Source organism: Flavobacterium sangjuense (assembly GCF_004797125.1).
Taxonomy (GTDB): Bacteria; Bacteroidota; Bacteroidia; order Flavobacteriales; family Flavobacteriaceae; genus Flavobacterium; species Flavobacterium sangjuense.
This window is the reverse complement of the sequence record NZ_CP038810.1, coordinates 1,176,110-1,201,317: the sequence shown is the minus strand read 5'-3', so window position 1 is coordinate 1,201,317 and position 25,208 is coordinate 1,176,110. Positions and strand designations below refer to the sequence as shown.

The window sequence follows — 25,208 nt, the reverse complement described above, 5'->3', positions numbered from 1 at the left end:
TTATGAAAAAACATGGAAACTAAATGAAAATAATTGAACGATTGCTATTTTTCCTTTCTTGGAGCATAATTATAGGCTTGTCAGCTTATTTTTTTCTGGAAAATGTCGTTGTTTTTTTTACTGGATATAGAAGTGACAGTTACATTAACAATCCAATTTGGGTAAGTTCTCATTTAATAGGCGGAACATTAGCGTTACTAACTGGACCTATACAATTTTCTAAATGGATTAGAAATAAATATTTAAACTTTCATAAACTGACAGGGAAGATTTATATCCTTGGAGCATTTATCGCAGGTTTATCTGCTATCCGACTTTCACTGATAAGTTCTTGTGTAAGCTGTAGAGTTTCTCTATTCATTTTAGCTGTTTTGGTTCTCTTTACCACTTTTTCGGCTTGGTGGTCCGTAAAAAATAGAAATATAAAAGTGCATCAACAATTCATGGTTAGAAGTTACATATGCATACTTTCATTTGTAGCTGTAAGAATAGGTGGGATTATTCCACTGGACTTTTTATTTGGAAAAATTGAAGACGCAACATTTAGCAGAACTGTAAATGAGTATTTCTTTTCATTTGTACCAATAATTTGTGGTGAGATATTTATGATTTGGATTCCAACATTAAAAAATATTAAAAGAAAAAAAAGTTGAATTAAAGCCAGTTGCTAACAGCGGTTTACCGCAATGGCTTTTCCGATTTTCCACTTCGCGGAAAATCTCAAGCCGGAAATTTTCATACCTTTACAACTAACCGCTTAGCCTGCCGCCACTGATGACAAGCCGCAGAAGGTGGTAGACAATTTTAGCGACACTCTACATAGAAAATTTATTATCAACTTTAAATAAGTAACAATATGAAAAAGTGCATACTTAAATTTTTGACAGCATTATTAGTAGTGAGTATAATGGGCTGTAAAAATTCTAAAGAGAACTCTCATAAAAATGACACAAACTCCAATCAAACTCAAACAAAAAAACCTGATATGATTACGCAAAAAATAACACCTTGTCTTTGGGTTGATAAAGATGCAAAAGCAGTAGTAAATTATTACCTTTCTATTTTCAAAGATGGTAAACTGAAAGAATACCACCAATATAAGAATCCCCCAGAGGCAAAAGAGCAAGGTGGTCAGGAATACTTTGAAACTGCGGTTATGGAAATTAATGGTATGGAATTTAGCATTTTAGCTGCTGGTCCATACTTCAAGTTTAATGAATCTGTTTCCTTTGTTATTAATTGCAAAGACCAGGCAGAAGTAGATTATTATTGGGATGCCTTGACCTCAAACGGTGGCCAAGAATCATCTTGTGGTTGGTGTAAAGACAAATATGGTTTATCGTGGCAGGTTGTTCCGGTTGAATATTTTGACCTTATTAACAGTGATGACCCTAAAGTTAGAGAAAAGGCAATGACGAATACATTAAAACAGAAAAAGTTAATTCTTTCAGAACTTAAATAAGATAAATAATCTTGACTTAGAAGGACAGGTTAGAATTTAAATATGTTAAGAATAAAAACCGCTAATAAAAAAGTCGTTTATGGCTACTCGCCATTTTTTGAGTATAATCAAAAACTATTTTCTCTGAAAGCTGATTTTCTGACCAACGTTCATGCCGCTGTTTTTGGCCAACATGCCGCACATGTGAAATAACATTCGGGCACCAACATTACCATCCCAATCATCATTTTCACCCGGAGCAACTTCTACCAAATCAAACCCAATAATATCTTTCCCGCTTGCTGCTAATTTGTTAAACAAATATGTTGCCTGCTCGAATGAAAACCCACCCGGAACCGGAGTTCCTGTATTTGGACAATACCAAGGATACATACCATCAATATCAAAAGAGACGCAAACTTTTTGTGGCAAGGTTGCAATGATAGCATCGCATTGTTCAGCCCAAGTTATGCCAGCAAAGGTTTCAGCTTTCAAATCGGCATCGGTGTTAACCAAAACTCTTCCGTTTGACTTTTGCACCACTTCAACTTCCTGCTCACAGAAATCGCGAATACCAACCTGAACTATTTTTGAAATCTGAGGAAGTTGTAAAGCATTGTACATTATTGATGCGTGCGAAAAGGTAAATCCTTCATAGGCAATTCTCAAATCCATATGTGCATCTAAATGCAAAATTCCGAAGTTGTCATGTATGCTTGCCAAAGCTTCATAATAACCTAATGGTGTTGAATGGTCGCCTCCAAGCAGCACTACTTTTTTGCCTTGCTTTGTCCAAAACAATACTTTTTCTTTGACTTCGGTATGCAAATCGCGACACACTTTATTGATCGTCTCCAAGTCTGAAAGTAAGCTAGGATGATTATTTAAATCTTCCCCTTTTTCGAGTGCGTGAATTATAGGTTGTGCTAACGCTTTGTAACTATTAGAATTTATTTTCCAATGTTCCGGCGCTTCATCATAATATATTCCGAGTTTCCATAGTTCAGGGAAATCCTGATGGTTTAAATCTACCTGAAAAGAAGCATCCAAAACTGCTTCAGGACCGTCTGATGCTCCGGCACCATAACTTACGGTTACTTCCCATGGCACCGGAATAATAATGATTTCTGATTGTTCTGCCGAAAATGGCAATCCAAAGATAGTTGCATCTGCTAAGCCCGGCTGGCTTGGGTCGAAAGTAGCTATGATTTGTTGTTTGGTCATTAGGTATAAGTTATAAAGCAGCAAAGTTATCCCGAAACTTCGGGATTGCAAAGTATTTTTGGCATGGATGTAAAAAAGAAAGCCACAATACTTTCGCATTATGGCTTTCTTTACTTGTATAACTTTGATTTATTCTTTTATGAATTTATAAGCTACTTTGGCGTTATTGAAATACACATTGTAAATACCTTTAGCTAAAGAAGCAATATCAATACTTTCGTCGTTAGAAGTTACTCCTTTTGTCATAATTGTTTGCCCTAACATATTGTAGATAGTAATGCTTTCGTTAGTATCAAAATCTCCTTTAATATTTAATACATTAGAAGCCGGATTTGGATACAAAACGAAGTGATTTTTCACAACGTCTTCAACTCCTAAGAATGGTGTAATTGTAAGTTGGAATGTTCTGGTAACAGTTGAAGCACCACTTGTAGCGACCATAGTAATCGTATAAGTTCCAGGTGCTAAAACAGTACCTATAACCGGTGATTGTGTCAAACCTGCATTACAATTAGCTGTGATTGGGTTTGCCAAAGTTGCGTAGCTTGGCAATGTATAGGTATTAGTAGCGTCGGCAGTAACAGTCTGATTAGCTATCGTAGCCATAGTTAGTCCTAAAGCCGGCAGAGTATATCCTTTACCAGTAAATTTTTGAGTCATCACCTGAATGTCTGCACAAGCATAATTCATATTAATAGCAGCTTGTCTTACAGCTATTGCTGCAGTTTGTTGATTTGATGCCGTATTCGTTAGTATTAAACCTTGTAAGAATGCTTTGTCGGTTTTTGCTCTTCCAAGTACGTCCCATATTTGCATTAAAGCTGTTGCCCATATTTGACCGTCAGTATGTGCTGAACCAGTTATAGAACCCGGATAAGTGCCACTATAGTTTGTTGTTCTTCCGCTCCAACAAGTGTTATGACCATCCCAACTAAACATGTATTGAGAAGCCGCATCAGCTGATGTCCATTGACCTAAGCTTCTACTGTACGACTGTGCCCAATAATCTCCATTTCCTTCACCAATATAATTAGAAGTATTTCCATTGGTTATCCAATCGTGAATACCGTGTCCTAATTCATGCCAAATAACATCCGCATCTTCAGCATCATCCACACAACCTTCACCAAAAGCTATTTGATCTGTAGAAGGAAGATAATAGGAGTTATCATCACCGTCTAATCCAGCTGAATCAAATCTTAACACACCTCCATTCAAAGCTGGTCTACAAGTAATTCCTAATGTTTCATTGATATATCTCAAACTTAAATCAAGATGATAAAAAACATTAGCCGCTTCAAAAGCATTGTTATCTCTGGTAAAATTAAACGCATTGGTTGACTGAGTAAACAAACCATAAGATGGTGTTTCGAAATCCTGAATCTGTACATAAGAACTTTTTAATGTATAAACTCCGGCTGTTAAATCAATTTCAGGTAAGGTTACCGATGTTCTTGCAGCTGCTAATTGTGTTGTATTGGCATCACTCCCGTCAGTATAACCTGTAGCTCCATAGGCTACATGCGCATAAGACAATGGATCAGATAAATAAACCATTGCTGTTCCTGAAACAAAAGCTAAAGGTGACATTGTAGTCTCTGGATTTGGTTTTTTGCTTACAGCTTCTTTTTTATGATGATACATTGCCTCATCATAAGTACTCAAAACAGTTCCTGTTTGTGCATCAACTAAGACTGCCCAACTAGCTCTACCGGTTTTTGGATTAGTAACTACTTTATAAACTAATTTGGTTTGGTCATTAACTTTAGTAACCAATAAATTGTTTTCGGTAACTGTATATTCACCGTTAATTTTCAAACTTTCTTTTGATATGTTCAAAGCAGCCTCTTTAGAAATACTTGGTGTTGTGCTAATATTTTCTATGGTGCTGTCATACGAATCTGAAGTAAAAGCCAATTCGTTACTCGGATTAAAATTAACCACAATTTCAGAGTGATAAACCGGTACATCATTCATCACTTGTTGAAAGCGAAGTGTTTCACCAGCTAAGCTTTTTGTAACGAATGACAATTTAAAAGTATCTGATGGTTTAATTTTTAAATCACTGGCATGCAATTGTATCCATTGTCTTGCTGCGCCTTCGTTTTCAGAAAACTGAGCAAAGCCGGAAAATGAGATTAGAGTTAATGCTAAAGTTGCGAAATGTAATTTTAGTTTCATTTTTTAATTTAGTGGTATTTGTTAATAAAGAATTGCAAATCAACGAATTGTTTTTCAAAAAACAAATTATTTTACAGTTAAAATTCCTTGTTTTAGTATTTGTCCGAAATCATACATATCTTCATAAGAACAGTAGAAAGGAACAGGTGCCAAGCGGATTACATTGGGTTCACGCCAATCAGTAATTACACCGTTTTTCATTAAATAATCAAACAAACTCCTGCCTTGTCCGTGAAGAAAAACCGATAGTTGGCAGGCTCTTTCTTCTTGATTAGTCGGTGTAATGATTTCAAATTCGGTTCCTTCAATATCCTTATCGATTTCATGCAGGATAAATTCTAAATAACTCGTAATTTGATTTCTTTTTCTGATAAGTTTTTCCATACCCACTTCGGCGAACATTTCTACAGAAGCAAGATAAGGTGCCAAAGAAAGTATTGGTAAATTACTCACTTGCCAACCATTAGCGCCTACAATTGGGTCAAATTTTGGTTCCATCAAAAAGCGTCTTTCTTTGTTTTGTGCCCACCAACCACCAAATCGAGACAAGTCTTTATTGGCATGATGTTTTTCGTGAATGAAGCAACCCGACGCATTTCCCGGTCCGGAATTCATGTATTTATACGAACACCAGGCAGCAAAATCGATATTCCATTCGTGCAATTCTAATTTTATATTTCCGGCTGCATGTGCCAAGTCGAAACCAACGATTGCTCCGGCTTTATGCCCGGCTTCCGTGATGGTTTTCATGTCAAACACTTGTCCCGTGTAATAGTTAACGCCACCAATTAATACTAAAGCCAATTCATCACCAACTTCATTAATTTTGGCCAAAACATCTTCTAATCGAATGTTGTGTTCGCCTTCTCTTCTTTTGATTTCTACTATCGCATCTTCGGGTTTATAACCATGAAAATGGACTTGACTCTGAAACATATATTGGTCAGAAGGAAATGCTTTTTCTTCGCAAATGATTTTGTAACGCGTTTTTGTTGGACGATAAAACGATACCATAAGCAAGTGTAAATTCACCGTCAGCGTATTCATCACCGTAACTTCGGAAGGTTTTGCTCCTACCAATTTACTCAACGGATTGGCAAATCGCTCGTGATAATCCCACCAAGGTTTTTCGGCATAGAAATGTCCTTCGACTGCCAGACTTGACCAATCATTCATTACCTCATCAACATATTGTTTGGTGCGTTTAGGCTGCAATCCCAAAGAATTACCGGTAAAATATATAACGTTTTTACCATTGTGTTGCGGAAATAAAAATTCGTTACGATAGTGATTTAATTCGTCCTGCTTGTCGAGTTGTTGCGCAAATTCGCGTGTGTTTTGGAAAGTCATTGTTGTGGTTGTTTGAGGTGTAAAAGTAGAAAAAAGAGAAAAGAATAAAGAATAAAGAACAAAGAAAAAACCGAAGATTGTCTTTAGCCCTGATCGTAGTGGAAATAAAAAAAGTCCCGATGGTTTCGGGACTTTTTTTATTGTATCGAAGAGCAGGAAAATGGATGGCAAGAATGCCCTAACCTTTCTCTCCTGAAAATTATATTATAAGCATCGCGTCTCCATAAGAATAGAAACGGTATTTTTCTTTGATTGCTTCTTCGTAGGCTTTTTTCATTAAATCATGACCACAAAACGCAGAAATCATCATCAATAAAGTCGATTTTGGTGTGTGGAAATTAGTCACCATACAATCGGCGATGCTGAAATCGTGCGGTGGAAAAATGAATTTATTCGTCCAGCCTGTAAACGGGTTTAAGGTTCTTTGCGATGAAACTGAACTTTCAATAGCACGCATTGAAGTCGTTCCTACACAACATATTTTGCTCTTTCTCGCCTTTGCTTCATTAACAATATCGCAGGCTTCCTGAGTAATGATTAACTCTTCCGAATCCATTTTGTGTTTTGACAAATCTTCAACTTCTACCGGGTTGAATGTTCCCAAACCAACATGTAGTGTTACTTCGGCAAAGTTGATTCCTTTGATTTCCAATCTTTTCAAAAGATGTTTAGAAAAGTGCAAGCCAGCGGTTGGCGCGGCAACGGCACCTTCTTCTTTAGCATAAATCGTTTGGTAACGTTCCGCATCTTCTTCGGTTACTTCACGATTGATGTATTTTGGAATTGGCGTTTCACCAAGCTCAGTCAGTTTTCTTCTGAATTCCTCATACGAACCATCATATAAAAAACGCAATGTTCTTCCACGAGACGTGGTGTTGTCAATTACCTCAGCTACTAATGAATCGTCATCACCAAAATAAAGTTTGTTACCAATTCTGATTTTACGAGCCGGATCAACTAAAACATCCCAAAGACGTTGCTCTGCATTTAATTCTCTTAACAAGAAAACTTCAATACGCGCACCTGTTTTTTCTTTGTTTCCGTACATACGAGCCGGAAATACTTTGGTGTTATTCAAAATCATCACATCGCCATCATCAAAATAATCGATAATGTCTTTGAATAGTTTGTGTTCGATGGTTTTTGTTTTTCTGTTGACAACCATTAATCTGGCTTCGTCTCTGTTTTCTGCTGGAAATTCAGCTAATAATTCGGCTGGAAGATTGAACTGGAAATGAGATAATTTCATCTAAAGGAGTTATAAGTTATGAGTTATAAGTTATGCCCTTCGACTGTGCTCAGGGTGACAAATTATAATAGGCTGCAAATATACTATTGTGAGATAGCGAATGTCAAGTGTTTTGGTGTTTATTTTTAGAAAAGGTTCTGAGGCTCTAAGATTCAAAGGTTCTAAGGTTTCACTAAAATTCAGAAATGGCGAATCCAATGCTTTTCAAATCGTTCCAAAAAGCGGGATAGGATTTTGAAACTACTTCGGCTTCTTCAATAATGATGTCGGTTTTCAATGCTAAAGGTGAGAAAGCCATTGCCATTCGGTGGTCCTGATAGGTTTTTATTTTTATGTTTGGATGAATCACTCTTGACGGCTCTAAAGTCAGACTATCATCAGAAATCGCAACTGCTGCACCGAGTTTTTCTAATTCGTTTTTCAGCGCCAAAAGTCTATCTGTTTCTTTTATTTTTAATGTATGCAAACCTGTTAAATGACAGCCAATTCCCAATCCGAAGCAGGTAACTGCTATGGTTTGGGCGATGTCGGGAGAGTTGTTGAGCTCTAAGTTATGAGTTATGAGTTGTGAGTTATGAGTTTTCTTTAAAAGAATAGTATTATTCTGAAATGTGGTTTCCACTCCGAAGTTTTTATAGATTTCAGCTAAGATAGAATCCCCTTGCAGGCTGTTTTGTTTGTAGCTCGACAATGTGATTTTTGTCCCGATTGCTGACAAAGCTATAATCGAATAGAAATAGGAAGCGGAAGACCAGTCGGATTCAACAGTTATGAGTTGTGAGTTATGAGTTATGAGTTTAGGCTTTACTGAAATCACATTTCCAGCGAAAGACGTTTCTACTCCAATTTCGTTTAATAAACTCAAGGTCATTTTGATGTACGGAACAGAAGTAATTTCGCCTTCCAGTGTAAGTTCCAAACCGTTTTCGAGTTTTGGAGCAATTAATAATAAAGCCGAAATATATTGACTGCTGACATTAGCCGAAAGCGAAACTTTGTTCTGCGTTATTTTTTTGCCTTTGATTCGAATTGGTGGAAAACCTTCATTTTCTTCATAGCTGATTTCGGCTCCGAGTTGGCGTAAGGCGTCAACTAAAATTTTTATTGGCCTTTCTTTCATTCGGGTTGAACCGGTAAGGACAACTTCCCTATTTTCCTGAATTGAAAAAAAAGCGGTTAGGAAACGCATGGCTGTTCCGGCGTGATGAATGTCGATACTAGTATCACTGCTTTGCAATGCTTTTGTCATGACTTCTGAATCATCCGAGTTTGATGTGTTCTCTAAAACCAAATTTGGATACAGAGCCTGAAGCAACAACAATCTATTGGTTTCAGATTTGCTTCCTGTTATTGAGATTGCCGATTGAAGAGTAACGATTGAAGATTTTAGATGCAAGTTCACTATTATTTCAATTTATCGTTATTGTGGTGGCGATCATGGTCACGGTTGGATTTTAAATTCATTTTTTTTTCAAAAGCGGCTTGCAAATCAATTCCGGTTTGGTTGGCCAAACACAAAACCACAAAAACCACATCGGCTAATTCTTCGCCAAGGTCTTTATTTTTATCGCTTTCTTTCTCGGATTGTTCTCCGTAACGGCGGGCAATGATTCGGGCAACTTCGCCTACTTCTTCGGTAAGTTGCGCCATATTTGTCAGCTCATTGAAATAACGAACGCCATGAGTTTTTATCCAATTGTCTACTTCTAGTTGGGAGTTTTTTAAATCCATTTTAGTTGAGAGTTAATTCCATTAGCCAAATATACAACTCAAATAAAAATAAAACGCTATGCTTTTTTAAGCACTATTTTTTCGGTTTGTTTATTCACAATTTCTTTATAGAAATTTTTCAATGCCTCATAATATTCAGAACCTATTATGGCTTGGTTGGTATCATGAGTATAAAGTAACTGAATTTGGTTTCCGGTATTTGAAATAATGTATTTAAAACTCCCTATATTTTCAGGCATTGTCATTGCTTTAGGCTGTGGTAATGTCTCAACAACATATCCTGGTGGAATGGTCAAACTTATATTGAATTTATCCTGATCTGGAAATACAAAATCGACTGGATATTCACGTTTTTCCTGCTTGAATGGATTTTCAGTTATTGCAAAAAACAAAAATGGTGAAACATACATCTTATCGCCAATAATCTCAACAGAATTAGTTGAAGTAAAATCATAATTCTCAACTACTGGCAAGCTCAAATCATTACTGTTTTGAACGCTATATTCTCCTATTTCCAGTCCTTGGTGTCTTTTTTCCAATTTTTCGATGTAACTATCTTTAGAAATGCTATTATTGGTTTGTCGAAAAAGAAAAGCATTATAATCAAAATATTGATCTCGAATTTTTCCTGTCACTTCGCCTTTTTCATTGACACTTGCAATTATACTAACGACATCTTTTGAATTTGATTTTGGCATCAAATCGACATTAACAGAAGTTCCATCTTTCTTAATTAATCTTCCAAACCAGTTTAAATCTCTAATTGGTAAAATATTGGGTTGGGCATTTTTATTTGTTGCGTCCAATAGTGTCATTTTCCCATTAGATTCTACTCCCGCAATAACGCAATTATAAGATGTTCTGCTTGGGAATAATGAAATTCCATTAGCGCGTGTGCTTACTAAAATTGGATTGGCATTTACTCCTGCTTTCCTAAGCATTGCTACAAGTATCAAATTGATTTCAGCTGTATTTCCAGTCTTGTTTTTATAAGCTGTTCTTACACCAACATCACAATAAACGCTGTTATACTCATTCCAATTCATTCTTGATTTAACAAAATCGAAAACTTTTGCTATTGTTTCATTATCCGAAACTGCACCAACATTTAAAGCTTTTAGATCCTCTTCAAAATAAGAATCTTTATTTAATTCATCACCAAAATTTTCATTTTCATAAATACTTTTTGTTACAGATTCCCATGTAGTCGCATATGAATTAAACAAGCCTCCTGGATATTGAATCGCAGATAATTCATGCTCAATTGTTGCTGTATAATTTTCAATATTGTTGACAAATGATTCCTCCTTTAAAGCCGGAACATTGCTTAAAGTATATTTTGATATTGATTCTCCATACTCTGTGGTTTCAGTAGAAAATTGAGTACTTGTTATTCTAGCTCTACTGGTTCTTTCCTTTGAGTTAATGTCGAACGATTTTCTTTGCCCATTTTTTTCTATAACTGGGGTCAGAAACCCTTTAAAGCTTATATTATAGGTGAAATATTCCGGAATATACGTTGTGAATTCTGTATAATTAACCGGGATTTGTTTTTGAAATTGCCATTCAGGAAAAGTGGAAAAAAAAGGAGAAGTTATTTCGAATTTATATTCGATAACAGAGCCCTCTTTTACTTTAGGCATAGTGATTTTTTTTCGGGAGTAAAACTTATTGACTTTTTCGTTAAATTCTCCTTCACTATTGAGTTTAGTTTTCTCAATTTTTTCATTAACCAAATTATAGGTTACTGCTTTTGAAACATCAACCTTTTCAACGTCGCCACCATAACTGTAGTAACTTATTGATTGATTTGCATAATCATAGCCCTCTTTTTTATAAATTTTTATTTTAGCGATTACTTCTGTTTTTAACTGAAAACCTTCATTCGCAGCATAACTAAAATAGGTTTTACCCACGTTAAACAAAACTGCTGCTACAGCAGAAGTATCTGATGGACACACTTTTTCTTTGAGTTCATCAATAGTTACATTCCCTAATTCGTGTTTTTGGGAATAGCAAAATGTGCTTAAAAATAAAACTGTTAGTAATAATACGCTCTTCATAATGTTAGGCTTTTGTAATGACTATTTTTGAGTTATCTGTTTTGGCAATGGTTTCTCTGAATTTTCTATAGCTTTCGTATTTAGACTTGTCGTAAAACCCTTTTTTTATTACTAGTTTTCGCTTGCATAAAATCTTACTGGAACTAAGCGTATTGAATTCGATTTTATAATAACCAAACTCTGTTTCTTGCTCTATTCCGTTAGGCTTTGCTTCTACGATGTATCCTTCCGGAATTGTGATTTCTATTTCATCCTCATTGGTATAACCTCTATCCATTTCAAATGGGAATTCGCGGGTTCTGTATTTTTTTGGCACATAAGAACTTTGGTCAAAAGCATTTAAGGCAAACATTAATTTTACTCCCGAGTTTTGAGCATAACCTTCTGCTTCTAATTCTAAATCTTCTGTAAATTCAATTTTGTCTTTATTGTTGTTTAAGGTGATTTTGTTAATTTTTAAGTTATTAATGTTGTCAAATTCTTCTTTGTAATTCTTGATTTGGTCTTCCCTGCTCATCCTTTCTTTACCGAATTCATTGTCGTATTGCAACCCTTTTGAAGTAATCTTCGCTTTACCTATAAAATTACCATCCTGGTTTATTTCATAAGAAGCTTTTGTATATTTCAGATTATCTGTTTCTGCAAAAACTCGTGTTTTAACTATTTCTCCTCCTTCTGGTTTTACCAGCAAAACATTTCTGTCATCAGTAAAATCTCCCTGAAAGCCGAATGGCTGTAATTGACTCGTACATTCTAACCAAACCAGTTTATTGTCAATGGGTAATGTTAGGATTACATGATTTCCCTGAAGAGAAGCAAAATCATTCTGCAAGTCTTTTGTTTCATCTGTACCTGCATAAACCACTGTATAATATGATGGAACGCCAACCGACTTGAGTAAACAACGCGTATAATTGGTTAATGCTTTACAGTCTCCGTAACCTAATCGATCAACATCATTGGCCAACATAGGTTTCCAACCACCAATTCCAACCTGAACACTCACATATCGGGTTTTTTCCTGAACATATTTGTAGACGATTTTGGCAATTTCAATTGGTTTTTTTTCATCGCCAACCAATTGCTTTAATTTTGCCTGTGTTTCTTCCGAAATTCCTTCAGTATCGACTAAAAGTGATTGATAGTACCATTTACCAAAATCAGCCCAATTGCTGGCCTTACCTTCTACATTTTCGAGTGCAAAATTTTCGAGTGCAAAATATACAAATGGAAATGATTCGACAAAACTCGGGCTCAACTCTTCCCTTTTTTTGGCAACTAAATTTTTGGATGAATAGCTTATGGATGAATCGGTTTCTTTTTTTTCCAGAGCATATTTATCTGAAAAATTGGCTTCCTTTTTTTTAAGCTTTAATTCTGGTTTAAAATATATCGTTAACGAAGTCTTTTCTGTACTGACCAGATAATCATCTACAGGACTCCAAGGCGGAATAAAAGCTGTATTTGAAGTGGAAACTTCTGTTACAAAAACGATTGTAAATGGATAAGCAATTGGAGTATAATCAAGATAAAGAGCCCTGTTGTCATTAAATACAGAAAAGCCATCAGCAACACTAGTGTCTTTAAAATCCTTTCTTTTATATACTTTTAATTCTTGTCCAGAAGCATTATAAGTTGTTGCCTCTATTTTATTTATCTTTCTGTTCTTATCATAACTTTCTGATAAATCGAGGCTTCTCAATCCTAATTCATTCAGGACTGTGGTTATCTGAACAGCTTTGATAACCATTGACTTTTGGGAAATTATATCAATATTAATTTCACTCAAACGCACTACGGCATTCGCATTTAACTTTAAACTATCGGGAATAGTTGAAGTGGAATATTCTAATTTTTGACCAAAACTGAAAACGGAAAATAAAAGAAGAAAGAATGGTAAAATATTTAGTTTCATCTGGACTAAGTTTTACCAAATATAAAAAATTAACTTATAATTAACAATCTTAATCTTTATTTTTTGTGTCAATAATTATCGTAACCGGCCCATCGTTTAAAAGTGCTACTTTCATATCAGCACCGAATTGTCCGGTTTGGACTTTTTTGCCCAATTCTGTTTCCATTTGCCGTACAAAAGATTCGTATAACGGAATAGCAATTTCGGGTTTTGATGCTTTTAAATAAGAGGGACGATTTCCTTTTTTTGTTGAAGCATGCAGGGTAAACTGACTCACGACTATCATGTCGCCACCAACTTCTTTGAGTGATAAATTCATCACATCGTTTTCATCTCCAAAAATTCTGAGGTTGGCAATTTTTGCTGTCAGCCAGTTTATGTCTTCTTTGTTATCTTCATCTTCAAAACCAACTAAAACCAACAATCCTTTTTGGATATCGGCAACAACTTTATTCTCTATAGTAACTGAACAAGAAGAAACTCTTTGGATTACTGCTTTCATTTTTATTAAAGATTGTCCCTTCGACTGCGCTCAGGGTGACAATAAATTACTTAACACTATTTCCTCGTTTCATCACTGGCAATTCGGTCATCGTTAAACACATCTTGTCGGTAATGTTCATCATCGCCTTCCAAAATTTTGAGGTAACTATTATAACGTGACCAGGCTATTTTATTTTCTTCTAAAGCTTTTTTTACAGCGCAATGAGGTTCTTCTTTATGCAAGCAATTATTGAATTTACATTCGTCCTGCAACTTAAAGAATTCAGGGAAATAACCACTTACTTCTGAAGGTTCCATATCAACAATTCCGAAACCTTTAATTCCCGGCGTGTCGATGATTTTAGCATCAAATGACAAGTCGTACATTTCGGCGAAAGTCGTTGTGTGCTGTCCTTGCTTGCTTTGTTCTGAAATGTTTTTGGTTTTCAAATTTAGATTTGGTTCTAAAGCATTGACCAAGGTTGATTTCCCAACACCTGAATGCCCAGAGAACATACTTACGTTTCCAATCATCATTTGTTTGAGCTCATCCAAACCTTTCTTTTCAATAGCTGAAACTTTCAGAATTTTATAACCAATTTCAGAATAGATGTATTGCAGATACAATTGTTCATCCTTCATGGCTTCATCAAACGTATCAATTTTATTAAAAACCAAAACGGCTTCAATGCCATACGCTTCAGCGGTAACCAAAAACCGATCGATAAAACTGGTCGTTGTTGGCGGATTATTAATCGTAATTAAAAGAAAAACAACATCAATATTGGAAGCTATAATATGGGTTTGCTTGGATAAATTCACCGATTTTCTCACGATATAATTCTTTCTGTCGTGAATGTTATGGATGCTTCCTGTTACTGCATCTGAACTTTCATCCAACTCAAAATCTACCACATCACCAACGGCTATTGGGTTCGTGCTTTTGATTCCCTGCATTCGGAATTTTCCTTTGATGCGGCATTCAAACACTTGGTTGTCTTCCGTTTTTACGGTGTACCAACTTCCGGTAGATTTATAAACAAGTCCAGTCAAAATTAATTATGGATTACGAATTACGAATGACAAAGGTAAAAAAATGAAACCGTTATTGCGTTTAAAGTTGTTTCAAATAAAAAAGGCTGTGAAAATTTCACAGCCTTTAGATTTTTAGTCTTCCAAAATCATACGTCCTAGTTTATCCATTTTCTTTCTCGATGAATAAATGATAAATTCATTTTGATTTTTTCTGTAGTAAACTCCGGGACGAATTACCAATTCGTTCTTAATGGCTTCTTCCGGATCTTTTCTTGTAATTTGACCTTTGGAATCAAAGATGAAAAGTGCAGGGACAGCATTGTTATAATTTCCTAATGCTTTGATTTCCTCAATATCGGTAATTCCTTTGTTTTTTACATTGTCATTGAAAAGGATATTCAAAATACCGTCTTTGTAAATTGGAATAGCTCCTAAATACTCAGGACCTTTACCCATTTGCGCCAATGGAATGTTCATGGCTACGCCAACATTAAAGTTACCACTGCCGGCCACTGCTCCCATAGAAAATGACATTGTTGTTACAGCTGCCGATTGTTCTTTTGGCAGTACATTACTCCAATCAAGCGAACCATCCGGTTTCAAACAGGTAATGATGATTTCGTTTTTTGTATATGTAACAGGAGTAAACGCTAAAGGTCCGAATCCTGAACTTTGCCCTACATAAACAAATTGCAATTCAGACAATACAATAATACCACCATCGTTTTTCTCAATCAAAGTTGTAATACTATATAAAGGTTTTACATCTTTTCCTTTTTTAGCTCTTCTTTCACCCAACAATTTAACTTTGGTTGCATAATCAAACTCGTTGAACTTCAAGTTATCATTAGTATTGGTCGCCAAATTAACCGTCGCATTGTAAATACCTTTTAATTCTTTGTTTGCCTTACCATTATCGCGAACACTTGAGTAAAAACCAACCAATTGAAGCGTATTTTTATTCGTTGACATCATCTTACAGTTGATAATTTCTTTTCCTTTGATATTGATGTCAACTACTTCTTTCTTATAGTTATTGGCTCTTTTGAAAGCATGGATCTGGAATTTTTCAATTTGCTCTTTCTTTTTAGAATCGCGGTAGCTTTCATTGATTACTAAGAAAACGTCATCCTGAAAATTCAATTCAAAATCAGAAATGGTAAACTCATAATCTTTTTTACTGTCATCAAAAGTTACTTTCTCTTCACTGGTGAAAAGCGTGGTCAACTTGTCGTCAAACAATTTAACTTCATATTTGATTGCATCTTCTTTTGGGAAACGCGAAGTGTGCATAATCAATAAAGCTCCTTCATCCTGTGACTGTTTGAAATAAAACCCGCCACGTTCTGACTTTTTAGCCACTTCCGAATTGAATAAAGTCACTGTAGTTTTACTCAAAATTCCTTTTTCAGAAATTTCAGAGCCAATCAAATTGAAAATTTTATCCTTTTTGTTGTAAACACTACCGATTGCATAAAGCTTTCCGTTTAATAAAAAGATGTCTTCAAAATCAACTTCCTTGTCACTGATTTGTGGAATAACAATGGGATTGGAAGAAATCAATTTCATAGTTTTTGACTCAAATATCTTAATGAAATAATCATCTTTGTTGAGCCCAAGGGAATAAATCTTATTGTTGCTTTCGCCAATAATTTTAACGATTTTTTGTTTGTCTTCCAGTAATTCTTCACCGTAAGTCATGTTGATTTTATCGATTTTGTTTTGGGCATTCAAGCTTATACCACTGCAAACAAAAAAGATAAAACCCAAAAAGAATTTTTTCATTTTGGTTGTTTTAAAATTAATAGATTTTTTTTATTGTTGTGGCAATGATACAAAAAAAACCTACCAAAATGTCAGTAGGTTTTAATATTTAATAAATGAAATGCTATTTCGAACCCAGATTTTCGATTTGGGCATAAAAAAAGTTGCCATTTCGGGCAACTTTAGTATTCTTTTTTAAAAGAATTAATATTTATAAACAACCGCAGTTGTGTTGGATGAAGCATCTGTTGTTACTAAAACAAACTGATAACCTAATCTCGCTGCCTCAGTTTTTAATCTTCTTTCTACCGCTAAACTTCCTCTACTTCCCGATTGATAATTTGCCAAATCAGCACTGCTTCCAATGTGTTGCCCTACTTCTAAACCTAAAGTTTTGTCCAAGTTATCAAGGATAACAACTTTTTCCCAATCTGCCTGATCATTAATCGCAATTTTGTTGGAAGTTTGTACTACCTGACCTGTTCTTCCGTATGTAATTTTTTCAACGGCATTCTTAGCAATAGTGTACGGTACATTTTGACCTTCGTAAGTAAATACGATAACATTATCATCAACACTTATAATTCTTCCTTTAAGTGTTTCTCCAATCTGTTTCTTGATTACATCGACCTGGGCGCTGGCTATGTTAAGACCAAAAACCAATGTAAATAGTAAAATAATTTTTTTCATATTCTTTATTTTTAGCATTAATAGACATTTATTTAAGACATCAACAAATATAAAAAAAACAATTATTGCCACCACATTTAACCGATATTCTCACAATTTATCCGTTTATCCGTTAATTATCTTCTCCTGATGGCTGATACTTTCCTGGTGAATGGCTTTGAAAATTCTTAGAATAAACTCTTCGCTCAATCCTTTTTCTTCACCATCTAATATCATTTTCCCTAAGATTTCATTCCAGCGTTTGTTTTGCAAAACGGCCACATTTTTTTCTTTTTTCAAGGCACCAATTTGTTCCGCGACTTTCATTCTATTGCCAAGCAATTCCAATAATTTACTGTCGGCAATATCAATGTTGGCTCTAAGCTTTATCATTTTGGTATTGAAATCATCATCTTCGGTAGATACTTTTTTAACTTTCAAATCTTCGAAAATTTGTTTCAAGACCGTTGGCGTAACCTGTTGTGCCGCGTCACTCCAGGCATTGTCCGGATCGATATGCGTTTCAATAATCAATCCGTCGTAATTCAAATCCAATGCTTGTTGCGACACTTCCTGAATCATATTGCGTTGCCCAGTAATATGTGATGGATCACAAATCAGAGGCAAATCAGGGAAACGGCTTTGCAACTCGATGGCTATCTGCCATTCCGGAATATTTCTGTATTTTGTCTTTTCGTAAGTTGAAAATCCTCTGTGAATTACGCCGAGTTTTTTAATTCCGGCATTGTATAAACGTTCTACGCCTCCAATCCACAAAGCCAAATCAGGATTTACAGGGTTTTTTACCAACACTATTTTATCTGTTCCAACCAAAGCATCGGCAATTTCCTGAACCGCAAACGGATTTACCGTAGTTCTTGCGCCAATCCAAAGCACATCAATATCGTGTTCCAACGCTAATTTTACGTGAGCGGCATTTGCTACTTCGGTTGCCATTAACAAACCTGTTTCGGCTTTTGCTTTTTGCAACCATTTTAAACCAATGGCACCAACGCCTTCAAATCCGCCTGGTCGTGTTCTTGGTTTCCAGATTCCGGCACGGAAAACACTAACATCAGAATCTTTTAATTCATGTGCGATTTTCAACACTTGGTCTTCGGTTTCTGCGCTGCATGGTCCAGCAATTACTAATGGATGTGACAGATTAAAATCTTCTAACCATTTTTTGTTTTCTGTTGTAATATTCATAGCTCTAATTATTTTCCGTTTAATATTTCTTTTATTCTGTTTGTGTTTTCCATTTCGTGGAAAATCTGTTCGTAATTCCCGCTTTCCAATAAATTTTTGAATTGCGATAAATTGGCAATATATTCTTCTAATGATTTTACGACTTGCTTTTTATTTTGTTTGAAAATTGGCGTCCACATAGCCGGAGAACTTTTGGCTAATCTGACCGTACTTTCAAATCCGCTACCCGCCATATCAAAAATATCCTTTTCATCCTTTTCTTTTTCAATAACTGTTTTTCCGAGCATAAACGAACTGATATGTGACAAATGCGAGACATAAGCGATGTGTTTGTCATGCGATTTTGGTTCCATATAACGGATTCTCATTCCCAAATCTTTAAACAATTTCAGTCCCTTTTCCTGTAATTTAAAGGTAGTTTTTTCTACTTCGCAAATGATGTTGGTTTTGTCCACAAATAAATTTCGAATGGCAGCCGTTGGTCCTGAAAATTCTGTTCCGGCAATTGGATGTGTTGCTAAAAAGTTTCTTCTTTTTGGATGATTCACTACCGCTTCGCATATTGGACTTTTGGTTGAACCTACTTCAAAAACCAACGTTTCATCAGTAACCAAATCCAAAATTTTTGGCAAAAGCCCCAAAGCAATATCTACAGGAACTGCCAGAATTACAAAATCGGCATCGACAACCTCATTTAATTCGGCTTTTTGATGAATAATTCCAAGTTCTATTGCCTGTCCCAAATGATTCTCATTCGCATCGACTCCAATAATGACCGCATCTTTATCCAATGCCTGAATATCCAACGCCATTGAACCACCAATTAAACCAATTCCTATTACGTATACTTTCATTATTGCTCTTTTAAAATCGTTCTATTGCCTGTTGGATTTTTTCTTCGGTAACGCAAAGCGAAAACCGAATATAACCTTCACCATTGCTCCCAAAAATAGTTCCCGGCGTGATGAAAATATGCTTTTCAATTAATACTTTATCTATAAATTCTTCAGACAAAATACCAGCCGGAAGCTTTGCCCATACAAACAAACCAACACTATTTTTATCAAAAACACAATTCAGTTTTTCGGCCAATTTAAAAATCAGATTTCTTCTTTTGGTATAAATTTCATTCTGCTTTTCAAACCAATCGTTTCTTAGTTTTAAGGCTTCGACAGCTCCTTTCTGAATTCCGTAAAACATCCCGCTGTCCATATTGCTTTTTACTTTTAGAATGGCGTCAATCAATGTTGAATTTCCCATCACCATTCCAACGCGCCAACCAGCCATATTATAGGTTTTGGATAGCGAATTTAATTCTAATGCAATATCCTTTGAACCTTCAACCTGTAATATTGACAACGGATTTCCGTTCAAAACAAAACTATACGGATTGTCATTTACTATCAAAATGTTATGCTTTTTACCAAAGGCAATCAGCTTTTCAAACAACTCCAAAGTTCCATTCGCTCCAGTTGGCATGTGTGGATACGAAACCCACACCAGTTTTACTTTTGATAAATCCAATTTTTCCAAAGCGTCAAAATCAGGCTGCCAATTGGTTGCTGCTGTCAAATCATAATTCACAGCTTTTGCCTGAACCAATTCGGTTACCGAAGCATAGGTTGGATAACCCGGATTCGGAATCAACACTTCATCACCTTCGTTTAAAAACGCCAGTGAAATATGCATAATTCCTTCTTTGGAACCCATCAATGGAAGAATTTCAGTATTGAAATCCAAGTCGACATTAAAGTGATTTTTATAGAAATCGGCCATGCCTTTTCGCAATTCAGGCAAGCCTTGATAACTTTGGTATTCGTGTACTTTGTCATCAAACATGGCTTTTTGCATGGCTTCGATAACGGTTATATCCGGAGCCAAATCAGGGCTGCCAATTCCCATATTGATAACCGGTTTTCCTTCGGAAATGAGTTGGCGTACTTCTCTCAATTTTCGGGAGAAGTAATATTCCTGTACGCTTTGTAATCTATCGGCGGTGACAATCATAATTTTCCGTTTTTATATTCGCCCAACACTTTGAAATGGTTGGTCATTATCGCTAAAACTTTCATTGCTTTTTCATAATGTTTGTATTTCTCAAAAACCACATCCACAAAAAAAGAATACTGAAAAGGTGTTTCAATAATCGGCATTGACTGGATTTTGGTCAGGTTCAGTTTGCAGTTTGTCATCACGTTTAAAACGGTGGCCAAACTTCCCGGCGTGTCATCCAACTCAAATTTTAATGATGCTTTGTTGATTTCCTCTTTCGGCAAATCACCGGCGTCTTTGCTGATGATAAAAAAGCGTGTCATATTATTGTTTACTGTTTGGATTTCAGGTGCGATAATGGTTAAATCATACAGTGCTGCTGCTGCTTTACTGGCAATGGCGGCAATGCCTTTTATTTGTTTTTGATGAATTCTTCTGGCGGTTTCGGCAGTGTCCTTGTCTTCCACCAATTTGATTTTTGGATGTTTTTTCAAAAAATCCATACACTGCAATAACGCCATCGGATGCGAATGCACTTCTTGAATTTCGCTCAATTTTTGTCCGTTCAGTACCATTAAATTCTGAATAATATCCAAATAGTATTCGCCTGTAATGTGCAACTCATTCTTGTCAATCAATGCATAATTCGGAATAATGGAACCCGCGATGGAATTTTCGATCGCCATCACTGCCAGCTGGGATTTGTCGTGTAGCAAATTATCGACCAACGCTTCAAATGAAAGGCATTCGTTTACGGCAACATTTTGATGAAAATATTCCTGTGCCACCTGATGATGAAACGAGCCTTTAATTCCCTGTATTGCAATTTTTGTTTCCATATTTTTCAAAAAAAAAATCCCAACTCTCGTTGGGATTTATATATCGTATGTTTTACTTTTTATTTTTTTACATAACACAATACTAATCCCTTTTTCTGTCCGAAGAAGAAATAAAAGAAATAGCTATAAAAGGTGTTAAATGTTTTCATTTGTTGCTTTCTATTTGGCTAATGTAAAAAAATAAAGTTTAGGTTTTACAAGACTTGACAAAAAAATTTACGCTAACGTTTTCGTTAAAATTTTTTTGGTTGCAACTTCTCAACTCGACTTGGCGTGTCTTTTCCGCTGATGATGCTTTCCGAACTGATGGCTATCGCTTTGATAATTTCGGTCATATTGTCTAAATCCAAAGTCGAAACCTCATCACTTAATTGGTGGTAATTCGCTTCCATATCCATTTTGGAAGTTGAAATCGTGTGCGCCGGAACACCAAGTGCTGCTAAAGTCGCATTGTCTGAACGGTAAAATAATTGCATTTCAGTATAAGGATCTGGATAAAATTGGAAGTTACTTCCTTTTAAATTCTTTTGAAGGATGGTTCCAAAATCGGATCTTTCAAAACCTGTGATGTAGGCTGAATTTTTATTCCATTTACTTTCCGTGCCAATCATTTCTATATTGAACATAGCAACCACTTCATCCGCATTTATATTTTTCGCGAAATATCTTGAACCTACAATTCCGATTTCTTCAGCTGTAAATGCTACGAAAATAATGGTGCGTTCATTGTTGTTTAATTCCTTGAAATATTTTGCCAAAGCGATAACGGCTGTTGTGCCCGAAGCATCGTCATTGGCACCGTTATACACCTTGTCTTCTCCATCACTTACTGTTCCTAAATGGTCATAATGCGCCGAAAAAATCACATATTCATTTGGTTTTGATTTTCCGGGTAATACTCCGATTACGTTGTTTGCATTTTTATCTTTTCTGGTAAATTCCTGTCGGTAGTTTTTTAAATCCTTAAAATAAGCCAGCCCGATTTTGGCGAATTCTTTTTCAATAAAAGCGGAAGCGGAATCAATTCCGGGAGTGAAAACCTGTCTTCCCTGCATTTTATCGGAAGCCAGTTCTGTTTCAATTCGGACTATTTCTGATTTTTGAATTATTGGTTTTACCTGCGCCTGAACCGCGAAGCAGGATAATAAGAATAGCAGTGCAATTTTTTTCATTGTATACGTTTTGATTAATTGTAAATGTAAGAGTTCTATTTTAAAAAAAAGTTACAGTAAATCTAAAAAACAATGAACCAAGATTTTTTCTGTTTACATTTGCGGTAAATATTTCAGTTATGTCAATAGAAGTTCAGAATATTTCCAAAAGTTACGGAGCTCAAAAGGCTTTGGACAGAGTTTCTTTCTCCATCAAAAAAGGAGAAATCGTTGGTTTCCTTGGTCCAAATGGTGCCGGAAAATCTACCTTGATGAAAATTTTGACCACATTCCTCAATGCAGATGAAGGCGTGGCAACTGTTAACGGAAATGATGTAACCGAAAATCAAAAAGCAGTGCAGCTTTCAATTGGTTATTTGCCGGAACACAATCCGTTGTATTTGGATTTGTATGTTCGTGAATATTTGGCATTCAATGCTGATGTATATAACGTTTCGAAATCTCGCATTGAAGAAGTCATTGAGCTAACGGGTTTATCGCCTGAAAGCCATAAAAAAATCAGTCAACTATCGAAAGGCTATCGTCAACGTGTGGGTTTGGCAACTGCTTTGCTTCATAATCCTGATGTCTTGATTTTGGATGAACCAACAACCGGATTGGATCCAAATCAATTGGTGGAAATCAGAAACGTAATTAAAAACGTTGGGAAAGACAAAACTGTTTTTCTATCAACGCATATCATGCAGGAAGTAGAAGCGATTTGCGACAGAGTAATCATCATTGACAACGGAAAAATCGTAACCGATAAAAAACTGGACAAATTAGTTTCGGATGAAAAAGAACAAATCATCGAAGTTGAATTTGACAAAACGATAGCAGAAACATTACTGGCAAGCTTACCCAATATAAAATCCTATAAAAATACTAGTGAAAATCTTTGGACATTAACTTTCAACACCGAAGAAGACATGCGTCCAAAAGTTTTTGATTTTGCTCACGATAACGGACTAAAAACATTGCAGCTTAGTTTGAAAAGCAAAAACCTGGAGCAAATTTTCAGGGAGAAAACAAAGAAATAATTTATTTAAGGATAAATAACTCTTCCCTGATATAACCGATTCACATCTACAATTGGCGGCACATTTTTTAAGATGATATTTCCCGTACTATTCATGGTTCCGGTAATACTTTGAATAGGTTTAACAATAATATCATTCGAACCACGATGGTAAACATATAAATTTTGAACAATTAAATTCTGAGCCTCTATTCTTCCGTCTCCAAAATAGAAACTAAAATTGGCTGAATTGGTTTGTCCGGAAAGATAAAACCTAGAAACATTATTATTGTTGATTGTAAAAGCATCATTATCCAAATTAATAATAAAGTCACCGGTTCCTGCACCACTTTCACCATCGGCATCTTTATCAAAAGCGGTTATGGTCAGGTTAGGAAATGTCCATACACCGTTAGAACTAATGTTCCTGTCGGTTTTGGAATAGATTTCCTCTAAGGTTGGTGTAGTAACTAAAATCTTTGTGTTTCCATAAGCACGAACCCAATTACAGCTTACGTCATCCTTAAATATTAGCTGGTCTCCATTTTGTGTCACTTCCACATTACCAATAAAATTGGAACCGGCAACAATCTCGACTTTGTATTCGCTTCCCTGAGTAATGACAACTTCAATACCGCGATATACTTTTATTTTTTTGAATGGCTGAACAACAACTTCCTTAGTAATTGTCGGACCTGAACTTTCGACACAATCACTTGGTTTTTCACAAGCAATGAGTACCAAAAATAAAACCATCAATAATGAAAATTTCTTCATAGCTGTTTTTTAAAATCTGTATCCAATTCCAAATTCCAACGCTTCTGCTAAAAACAAATGCGTTTTTATCGTAAATCCACCAAAAAGCTTATCGGTGAAATAGTATTTAATTCCGACTCTGTCATAAACCGGAATGTCCTTTTTAAAAGGCTCATAAGCATAATATCCGACTTGGGTTTCGAGCGAAATACGATTAATCATTAATTCGTGTCCAATAAAAATTCCGACTCTCTTGTAATCAGTATTTGGACTGATATTTTGTTCCGGATAGGCAACCGAGTAATATTTAATATATTCCTGAATGGATTTTGTCAAAAACAATTCGGTTCCCAATTGTAATGTCGATTTTCTATTGATTCGCTTATCCGCATAAAAACCAATATGGTAAAAAGGATATTGGCCGCTGTTAATAATCGGATTTTCATTAATCCCCGTTCGTAAAACAACGTTATAGTGAATTGGTTCCCTGTATGATTTCTTGACTAAAGTAGTATCTGGCTGGCGCTTAAATTCTTCAGACAAATTATAATTCAAACCCAAATTCAACAGATACGTATTGATACCGCTATTGGGCGATTTCATTCTTCCATTGGAATAATGTGTAAATAAAATTCCGGCATGAAAACCAATATTTTTAAAAAGGGACTGATTGTCATAAGCCAATCCTATATTGGTATTTCCCATTAAGCGACTTCCAAATGCTTTGTTTTTACTGTTATCTACTTTGTCATAAGGATTGGTTGTATAGGCAATTCCCTGCGCGAGTTTGAATTGTAAATGCCTCTTCCAGAAATAAAAATTATACAAAGCCCCAACAGAATAGTTTTGACCTAAAGGCTGGCTTTTAAAATCCTGATACAAAAAGTAAGCTCCATAATCCGGATAATTATAGGCATGATGCCACTCTTTAGAACCATCTGTTTTGTTGAGTATACTCAGCATAAAACCTTCAGGATGTCCATTGACTAAATGGTACATATCTTCAGTATGAGGTAAGGCATTGCCTCTTAATAATGAAGCTTCAATCACAAAAGGACTGGCCTTTTGAGCAAAAAAAGAAAATGGAAACAGTAAAAGCAGTAGGTAAATTTTCCTCATCTAAAATTTAATTCGCACA

At 35.5% G+C, this 25,208-nt stretch carries 22 protein-coding genes; 3 read left to right on the top strand and 19 right to left on the bottom strand.

All coding sequences use genetic code 11. The annotated features are described in order from the left end of the window. The first annotated feature begins 23 nt into the window (after positions 1 to 23). Positions 24 to 653 (top strand): DUF2306 domain-containing protein, encoded by a 630-nt coding sequence (locus GS03_RS05255; RefSeq protein WP_136151517.1) that lies wholly within the window; start codon positions 24 to 26, stop codon positions 651 to 653. Between the two features lie 203 nt (positions 654 to 856). Next, complete coding sequence (locus GS03_RS05250) at positions 857 to 1,462, top strand: VOC family protein (protein WP_210726622.1); 606 nt, start codon at positions 857 to 859, stop codon at positions 1,460 to 1,462. 114 nt (positions 1,463 to 1,576) lie between these two features. Here GS03_RS05250 and GS03_RS05245 read toward each other — a convergent pair whose 3' ends face one another. The 17 genes from GS03_RS05245 to GS03_RS05165 all read right to left on the bottom strand — a co-directional run bounded on the left by GS03_RS05245 (position 1,577) and on the right by GS03_RS05165 (position 22,317). Next, positions 1,577 to 2,665, bottom strand: a complete 1,089-nt coding sequence (locus GS03_RS05245; RefSeq protein WP_136151516.1) for an agmatinase family protein — start codon at positions 2,663 to 2,665, stop codon at positions 1,577 to 1,579. A gap of 129 nt (positions 2,666 to 2,794) precedes the next feature. Beyond that, positions 2,795 to 4,846, bottom strand: a complete 2,052-nt coding sequence (locus tag GS03_RS05240) for a T9SS type A sorting domain-containing protein (protein WP_136151515.1) — start codon at positions 4,844 to 4,846, stop codon at positions 2,795 to 2,797. Between the two features lie 66 nt (positions 4,847 to 4,912). After that, positions 4,913 to 6,196, bottom strand: coding sequence for a kynureninase (gene kynU, locus GS03_RS05235; protein ID WP_136151514.1), 1,284 nt, complete (start codon positions 6,194 to 6,196; stop codon positions 4,913 to 4,915). A 199-nt stretch (positions 6,197 to 6,395) separates the two neighbouring features. Further along, positions 6,396 to 7,445 carry a tRNA preQ1(34) S-adenosylmethionine ribosyltransferase-isomerase QueA gene (queA, locus tag GS03_RS05230; RefSeq protein WP_136151513.1) on the bottom strand — a complete coding sequence of 350 codons (1,050 nt, stop codon included), beginning with the start codon at positions 7,443 to 7,445 and terminating at the stop codon, positions 6,396 to 6,398. A gap of 172 nt (positions 7,446 to 7,617) precedes the next feature. After that, on the bottom strand, positions 7,618 to 8,847 hold the full coding sequence (locus GS03_RS05225; protein ID WP_136151512.1) for a 3-phosphoshikimate 1-carboxyvinyltransferase: 1,230 nt from the start codon (positions 8,845 to 8,847) through the stop codon (positions 7,618 to 7,620). A 2-nt stretch (positions 8,848 to 8,849) separates the two neighbouring features. Next, positions 8,850 to 9,176, bottom strand: coding sequence for a nucleotide pyrophosphohydrolase (locus GS03_RS05220; RefSeq protein WP_136151511.1), 327 nt, complete (start codon positions 9,174 to 9,176; stop codon positions 8,850 to 8,852). A gap of 56 nt (positions 9,177 to 9,232) precedes the next feature. Next, positions 9,233 to 11,239, bottom strand: coding sequence for a DUF3857 domain-containing protein (locus GS03_RS05215; RefSeq protein WP_136151510.1), 2,007 nt, complete (start codon positions 11,237 to 11,239; stop codon positions 9,233 to 9,235). A 4-nt stretch (positions 11,240 to 11,243) separates the two neighbouring features. Next, positions 11,244 to 13,154, bottom strand: coding sequence for a DUF3857 domain-containing protein (locus GS03_RS05210; protein WP_136151509.1), 1,911 nt, complete (start codon positions 13,152 to 13,154; stop codon positions 11,244 to 11,246). A 49-nt stretch (positions 13,155 to 13,203) separates the two neighbouring features. Next, entirely contained in the window at positions 13,204 to 13,656 is a 453-nt protein-coding gene (gene dtd / locus GS03_RS05205) for a D-aminoacyl-tRNA deacylase (RefSeq protein WP_136151508.1), read from the bottom strand. Positions 13,657 to 13,712: 56 nt separating this feature from the next. Continuing rightward, positions 13,713 to 14,690 carry a ribosome small subunit-dependent GTPase A gene (gene rsgA / locus GS03_RS05200; RefSeq protein WP_136151507.1) on the bottom strand — a complete coding sequence of 326 codons (978 nt, stop codon included), beginning with the start codon at positions 14,688 to 14,690 and terminating at the stop codon, positions 13,713 to 13,715. A gap of 114 nt (positions 14,691 to 14,804) precedes the next feature. After that, positions 14,805 to 16,457 (bottom strand): hypothetical protein, encoded by a 1,653-nt coding sequence (locus GS03_RS05195; protein WP_136151506.1) that lies wholly within the window; start codon positions 16,455 to 16,457, stop codon positions 14,805 to 14,807. A gap of 183 nt (positions 16,458 to 16,640) precedes the next feature. Continuing rightward, complete coding sequence (locus tag GS03_RS05190; protein WP_136151505.1) at positions 16,641 to 17,126, bottom strand: hypothetical protein; 486 nt, start codon at positions 17,124 to 17,126, stop codon at positions 16,641 to 16,643. Positions 17,127 to 17,231: 105 nt separating this feature from the next. Next, the gene (locus GS03_RS05185) at positions 17,232 to 18,314 is read right to left on the bottom strand and encodes a bifunctional 3-deoxy-7-phosphoheptulonate synthase/chorismate mutase type II (protein ID WP_136151504.1); all 1,083 of its coding nucleotides are present in this window, start codon (positions 18,312 to 18,314) and stop codon (positions 17,232 to 17,234) included. Positions 18,315 to 18,322: 8 nt separating this feature from the next. Then, positions 18,323 to 19,168, bottom strand: a complete 846-nt coding sequence (locus tag GS03_RS05180) for a prephenate dehydrogenase (RefSeq protein ID WP_136151503.1) — start codon at positions 19,166 to 19,168, stop codon at positions 18,323 to 18,325. 10 nt (positions 19,169 to 19,178) lie between these two features. Continuing rightward, entirely contained in the window at positions 19,179 to 20,321 is a 1,143-nt protein-coding gene (locus tag GS03_RS05175; protein ID WP_136151502.1) for a pyridoxal phosphate-dependent aminotransferase, read from the bottom strand. Further along, the gene (locus tag GS03_RS05170; protein WP_136151501.1) at positions 20,318 to 21,145 is read right to left on the bottom strand and encodes a prephenate dehydratase; all 828 of its coding nucleotides are present in this window, start codon (positions 21,143 to 21,145) and stop codon (positions 20,318 to 20,320) included. Before GS03_RS05170 ends, GS03_RS05175 begins: the two co-directional genes overlap by 4 nt. Before the next feature lie 233 nt (positions 21,146 to 21,378). Further along, complete coding sequence (locus GS03_RS05165) at positions 21,379 to 22,317, bottom strand: M20/M25/M40 family metallo-hydrolase (RefSeq protein ID WP_136151500.1); 939 nt, start codon at positions 22,315 to 22,317, stop codon at positions 21,379 to 21,381. A 119-nt stretch (positions 22,318 to 22,436) separates the two neighbouring features. Here GS03_RS05165 and gldA point away from each other — a divergent pair, with 119 nt between their 5' ends. After that, positions 22,437 to 23,336, top strand: coding sequence for a gliding motility-associated ABC transporter ATP-binding subunit GldA (gldA, locus tag GS03_RS05160; RefSeq protein ID WP_136151499.1), 900 nt, complete (start codon positions 22,437 to 22,439; stop codon positions 23,334 to 23,336). A 5-nt stretch (positions 23,337 to 23,341) separates the two neighbouring features. Here the strand turns inward: gldA and GS03_RS05155 are convergent, their stop codons facing one another. Together GS03_RS05155 and GS03_RS05150 are read right to left on the bottom strand one after the other, a co-directional pair. Then, positions 23,342 to 24,091: a head GIN domain-containing protein gene (locus GS03_RS05155; protein ID WP_136151498.1), complete on the bottom strand. Its 750-nt coding sequence runs from the start codon at positions 24,089 to 24,091 to the stop codon at positions 23,342 to 23,344. Positions 24,092 to 24,100: 9 nt separating this feature from the next. Beyond that, positions 24,101 to 25,189: an acyloxyacyl hydrolase gene (locus GS03_RS05150; protein WP_136151497.1), complete on the bottom strand. Its 1,089-nt coding sequence runs from the start codon at positions 25,187 to 25,189 to the stop codon at positions 24,101 to 24,103. Between the last annotated feature and the right edge of the window lie 19 nt (positions 25,190 to 25,208).

Bases quoted from the DNA above. Each gene is read 5' to 3' on its own strand.
- GS03_RS05215 (WP_136151510.1), bottom strand. From the start codon at position 11,239: ATGAAGAGCGTATTATTACTAACAGTTTTATTTTTAAGCACATTTTGC.
- kynU (WP_136151514.1), bottom strand. From the start codon at position 6,196: ATGACTTTCCAAAACACACGCGAATTTGCGCAACAACTCGACAAGCAG.
- GS03_RS05190 (WP_136151505.1), bottom strand. From the start codon at position 17,126: ATGAAAAAAATTATTTTACTATTTACATTGGTTTTTGGTCTTAACATA.
- GS03_RS05240 (WP_136151515.1), bottom strand. From the start codon at position 4,846: ATGAAACTAAAATTACATTTCGCAACTTTAGCATTAACTCTAATCTCA.
- GS03_RS05255 (WP_136151517.1), top strand. From the start codon at position 24: ATGAAAATAATTGAACGATTGCTATTTTTCCTTTCTTGGAGCATAATT.
- gldA (WP_136151499.1), top strand. From the start codon at position 22,437: ATGTCAATAGAAGTTCAGAATATTTCCAAAAGTTACGGAGCTCAAAAG.
- GS03_RS05155 (WP_136151498.1), bottom strand. From the start codon at position 24,091: ATGAAGAAATTTTCATTATTGATGGTTTTATTTTTGGTACTCATTGCT.
- GS03_RS05180 (WP_136151503.1), bottom strand. From the start codon at position 19,168: ATGAAAGTATACGTAATAGGAATTGGTTTAATTGGTGGTTCAATGGCG.
- GS03_RS05165 (WP_136151500.1), bottom strand. From the start codon at position 22,317: ATGAAAAAAATTGCACTGCTATTCTTATTATCCTGCTTCGCGGTTCAG.
- queA (WP_136151513.1), bottom strand. From the start codon at position 7,445: ATGAAATTATCTCATTTCCAGTTCAATCTTCCAGCCGAATTATTAGCT.
- dtd (WP_136151508.1), bottom strand. From the start codon at position 13,656: ATGAAAGCAGTAATCCAAAGAGTTTCTTCTTGTTCAGTTACTATAGAG.
- GS03_RS05250 (WP_210726622.1), top strand. From the start codon at position 857: ATGAAAAAGTGCATACTTAAATTTTTGACAGCATTATTAGTAGTGAGT.
- GS03_RS05185 (WP_136151504.1), bottom strand. From the start codon at position 18,314: ATGAATATTACAACAGAAAACAAAAAATGGTTAGAAGATTTTAATCTG.
- GS03_RS05220 (WP_136151511.1), bottom strand. From the start codon at position 9,176: ATGGATTTAAAAAACTCCCAACTAGAAGTAGACAATTGGATAAAAACT.
- GS03_RS05150 (WP_136151497.1), bottom strand. From the start codon at position 25,189: ATGAGGAAAATTTACCTACTGCTTTTACTGTTTCCATTTTCTTTTTTT.
- GS03_RS05175 (WP_136151502.1), bottom strand. From the start codon at position 20,321: ATGATTGTCACCGCCGATAGATTACAAAGCGTACAGGAATATTACTTC.
- GS03_RS05210 (WP_136151509.1), bottom strand. From the start codon at position 13,154: ATGAAACTAAATATTTTACCATTCTTTCTTCTTTTATTTTCCGTTTTC.
- GS03_RS05195 (WP_136151506.1), bottom strand. From the start codon at position 16,457: ATGAAAAAATTCTTTTTGGGTTTTATCTTTTTTGTTTGCAGTGGTATA.
- GS03_RS05170 (WP_136151501.1), bottom strand. From the start codon at position 21,145: ATGGAAACAAAAATTGCAATACAGGGAATTAAAGGCTCGTTTCATCAT.
- GS03_RS05245 (WP_136151516.1), bottom strand. From the start codon at position 2,665: ATGACCAAACAACAAATCATAGCTACTTTCGACCCAAGCCAGCCGGGC.